Consider the following 4127-nt stretch of genomic DNA (forward strand, 5'->3'; position numbering starts at 1 on the left):
CTGAGGGGGAGGCGTCCGGCCCGCGCGACCCTAAAAGGTCGCAAGAGCAACAACCTATTCCCGCCTCAATTTTGCGAGGTTCGCCGCCAGCGGTGACTGCAACGAGCTCCGTCGAGTGCAGTCCGCCGCGTGGGATGGCGGCGGACTGCGCGACCCAAAGGATCGCAAAAACTCAGCCTTTTTCTGTCGGTTTCGTCCTCGGCCGCAGCCAGCGGAGGCCGAATATTAAGGCCGAGGCGGCCAGTAAAAGACGCTGTGCGTCCCCTCCGCATCCGGGGGCTGCGGGCCGACCGTTGTCACGGGGACTTAGCTATTCGCTCTCGGCCTAAAACATAGCCAAGAGCACAGTCCACAGTTCATCCCCAAGCCAAGCCCCCTGCTCGCCCAAAGAACAGGCACAGCCCAAAGCAAAGCCCAGTTCTCCGCCCCGTGTTCGCTTCACTGCGGCTCCGCTTTCGCTCCGCCGCTTTTTCGCGCGCCTGCGCGATATCTATATTCGGCTCACCGCCGAAATAGTTAAATCGCTTCTTTAGGCGTGGCGCGCGGTTGCTTTTAAGTAATAAAGGCCCCCCGCCGTGGCGCGAACGCGTCGGCCGGGCAGGCCCCGCGTACCCGCGGTGGGCAAATGGCAGCCTCTACCCCAAGACAGCCTCGGCCCGGCTCGTTGTTCCGCCTGCTCGAGACGGACACGACTGCCTCTATTCTTAATTGACGGAAAAAGCCTCCTTTTTGTTGCATCCGACCGCCCCTCCGCCACCATCCACCGCGCCGGAAGCCGGGCCGAAACCGAATACCGCCCCTCCGTCGCCGGAAGCCGGGCCGAAACCGATTGCCGCTACTCCGCCGAAGCCGAGGTCGAAGCTGAACCCGAAGCAGCCGCCGAAACCCACCCCGAGACCTCCTCCGCCGTCGGATTCTTCAGCCCCAGCTTGTTCTTCTTGTTGAATCCGCACAGATCCCCCCACAGCTTGTTCGGCGCCAGACCCCCCAGCGAAGCCACCGTCACGTAGCCCATCTTCTGGAGCACCGGCACCCACTCCTCCGGAACCCCCGCAGCCGTGTAGAGAGCCGGCTCGTCCCGCACCGCCTTCTTTTCAGGCCGCATCTGCGGGAAGAACAGCACGTCCTGGATCGACGACTGATCCGTCATGTACATCGTCAGCCGGTCGATTCCGATCCCCAGCCCCGAACAGGTCGGCATGCCGTATTCCAACGCCCGCACGAAGTCCATGTCGATGAACATCGCCTCGTCGTCGCCCTTTTCCGACAGCCGCAGCTGCTCCTGGAACCGCTCCAGCTGGTCGATCGGGTCGTTCAGCTCCGAGTAGGCGTTGCAGAGCTCCTTCCCGTTCACGAACAGCTCGAAACGCTCCGTCAGCGTCGAATCGTCGCGGTGGCGCTTGCTCAGCGGCGACATCTCGATCGGGTAGTCCGTCACGAAGGTCGGCTGCACCAAATCCGCCTCGCACCGCTCGCCGAAGATGGCGTCGATCAGCTTGCCCTTGCCCATCGTCTCGTCGGTCTCGACCCCCAGCTCGCGGCACGCCGCCCGCAGCTCCTCCTCCGTCTTCCCGGCGATGTCGAAGCCCGTTTTTTCGAGAATGGCATCCCGCATCGTCACCCGCCGGAACGGCGCCCGGAAGTCGATCTCGCGATCCCCCACCCGCACGCGTGTCTCGCCGTCGTGCAGCTCCCGCGCCACCGTCTCCAGCAGCTGTTCCGTGAACTCCATCATCCACCGGTAGTCCTTGTAGGCCACGTAGAGCTCCATGCAGGTGAACTCCGGGTTGTGCGTCCGGTCCATCCCCTCGTTGCGGAAGTTCTTGCCGAACTCGTAGACCCCCTCGAAGCCGCCCACGATGAGCCGCTTGAGGTAGAGCTCCGTCGCGATCCGCAGGTAGAGATCCGTGTCCAGCGAGTTGTGGTGCGTGATGAAGGGCCGTGCCGCCGCTCCGCCCGGAATCGGCTGCAGGATCGGCGTCTCGACCTCCACGTAGCCGTGCTCGTCGAAGAAGCGGCGCATGGTGGCGATCATCTTGGCCCGTTTCAGGAAGGTCTCCTTGATGTGCGGGTTGACGATCAGGTCGAGGTAACGCATCCGGTAGCGCTGTTCCGGGTCGCTGAAGGCGTCGAAGACCTGGCCGTCCTTCTCCTTGACGATCGGCAGCGGGCGCAGCGACTTGCTCAGCACCGTGAACTCGCGGCAGTGCACCGACAGTTCGCCCATGTTGGTGACGAAGGCGAAGCCGCGGATGCCGACGATGTCGCCGATGTCGAGGAGCTTCTTGAAGACGGTGTTGTAGAGCGTCGGATCGCCCTCGGGGCAGATGTCGTCGCGCCGGATGTAGACCTGGATTCGGCCCGTGTGATCCTGGAGCTCGAAGAAGGCGGCGCTCCCCATGATCCGCCGGCTCATGATGCGTCCGGCGATCCGGATGTCCTGAAATTCAGTGCTCTCCGGGGTATATTTCTCGCGAATCCCGGCGGCCGTGGCGGTCACGGGATAGGCGGCGGCCGGATAGGGCTCGATGCCGAGTTCGCGCAGTTTGTTCATCGATTCGCGGCGCAGGAGCTCCTGCTCGCTGAGTTCCATAGGTTCCATATTGCGGTGTTGATGTTTTTTTGTCGTCCGTGTGGTGGTGACCGGCGGGCCGCACGGCCCGCCGGTGCGCGGCGCAGACGGAGGGCGGTCGTCCCGACACGCTCCGAAGCGCACACCTCACCGCCTGCAAAGGTACGAAAAATCGGCGACAGCTCGATAAAGACGTTGCAGGGTACCGAATAGTTCGTTATATTTGTCCATCGCAAAAACGCTTCGGGGGAGACTATGATATACGTGTTATTCGTGATTCTGACGTTCGGGATTTCGGCCGCTTTCGGGTGGCTGGCGATTCCGCGGATCGTCATTTTTGCCAAGATGAAACGGCTGTTCGACGAACCGAACAAACGGAAGGTGCACAAGGGGGCCATTCCGCGGCTCGGCGGGTTGTCGTTTTTTCCGGCGGTGCTCTTTTCGTTCGCGTTTGTGCTGGGGCTCAGGTATTATTACGGATACGACGTCTCGATCAACTTGCAGATCGAGCTGCTGACCGAGTTTCTCTTCGTGGTGGCGGGGATGCTGATCCTCTACTTCGTGGGGCTGGCCGACGACCTGATCGGGGTGGGGTATCGGAACAAGTTCGCGGCTCAGATTTTCGCGGCGATCTGTCTGGTTTTCGCGGGGGTGACGGTCTACGATTTTCAGGGGCTGTTCGGGCTCCACCGGCTGCCTTTCCTGCCGGACGCGCTGCTGACGATCGTGGTGGTGGTGCTGACGGTCAATGCGTTCAACCTGATCGACGGGGTGGACGGCTTGTGTTCGGGGCTGGGGACGATCATCCTCTCGACGCTGGGCATTTTCTTTATCTATTACGAGCTTTTCGTCTATGCGATGTTCGCGTTCGGGATGGCAGGGGTGCTGATCGCCTTTTTCCAGTACAACGTCCTGGGGACACGGCTCAAGGTCTTCATGGGGGATACGGGTTCTCTGACGCTGGGGTATATGATTATCTTCCTGGGGCTTAAGTTCGCCAACCTGGGTTTCGCGACTTTCCAGCCGGTGGGCCTGCATGCGCCGCTGGCGATTCTGCTGGGGCTGCTGTTCGTGCCGGTTTTCGACACGTGCCGGGTCTTCGTGAGCAGGATATCGCGGGGGAAGTCGCCGTTCTATCCGGATCAGAACCACATACACCACAAGCTGTTGCAGCTCAACCGGACGCACTTGCAGAGCACGGGGATTCTGTTGCTGTTGGAGGTTTTCTTCATCCTGTTCAATTTCTTTTTGACGGAGGTTTGCGGTTTGGATTTCGGGTGGGTTTTGCTGGCGGACATTGTTTTGGGGGTTGGGATTAACCTGATCCTCAATCGTCTGATCGATCACTACGGGCGGGCGCTGGGCGAGAACGAGGTGATCCGCAAGCCGTGAGGCGGCCTTAGGGTAGAGGCTGCCGCAGCAAAACGAAGTTTTGCCCGTCCACGGGACGTGGGGCCCGGCCCGAGGGCAGTTCGAGGCGCGGACAAAACATAGGGCGAGGGATTGGGCTGAGGCTGCCATTTGCCCACCGCGGGCACGCGGGGCCTGCCCGGCC

The 4127-nt window shown here is 61.7% G+C and carries 2 protein-coding genes; one reads left to right on the forward strand and one right to left on the reverse strand.

The features are described 5' to 3' along the window. Window positions 1-835: 835 nt before the first annotated feature. Window positions 836-2602, reverse strand: a complete 1767-nt coding sequence (gene lysS, locus QZ302_RS09065; protein ID WP_294594651.1) for a lysine--tRNA ligase — start codon at window positions 2600-2602, stop codon at window positions 836-838. Window positions 2603-2827: 225 nt separating this feature from the next. On the opposite strand from lysS, the gene QZ302_RS09070 reads away from it, so the two are divergent. After that, window positions 2828-3964, forward strand: coding sequence for an MraY family glycosyltransferase (locus QZ302_RS09070; protein WP_294594654.1), 1137 nt, complete (start codon window positions 2828-2830; stop codon window positions 3962-3964). Window positions 3965-4127: the final 163 nt, after the last annotated feature.

The sequence above is a fragment of the uncultured Rikenella sp. genome, assembly GCF_910579375.1.
In the GTDB taxonomy this organism is placed as follows: domain Bacteria; phylum Bacteroidota; class Bacteroidia; order Bacteroidales; family Rikenellaceae; genus Rikenella.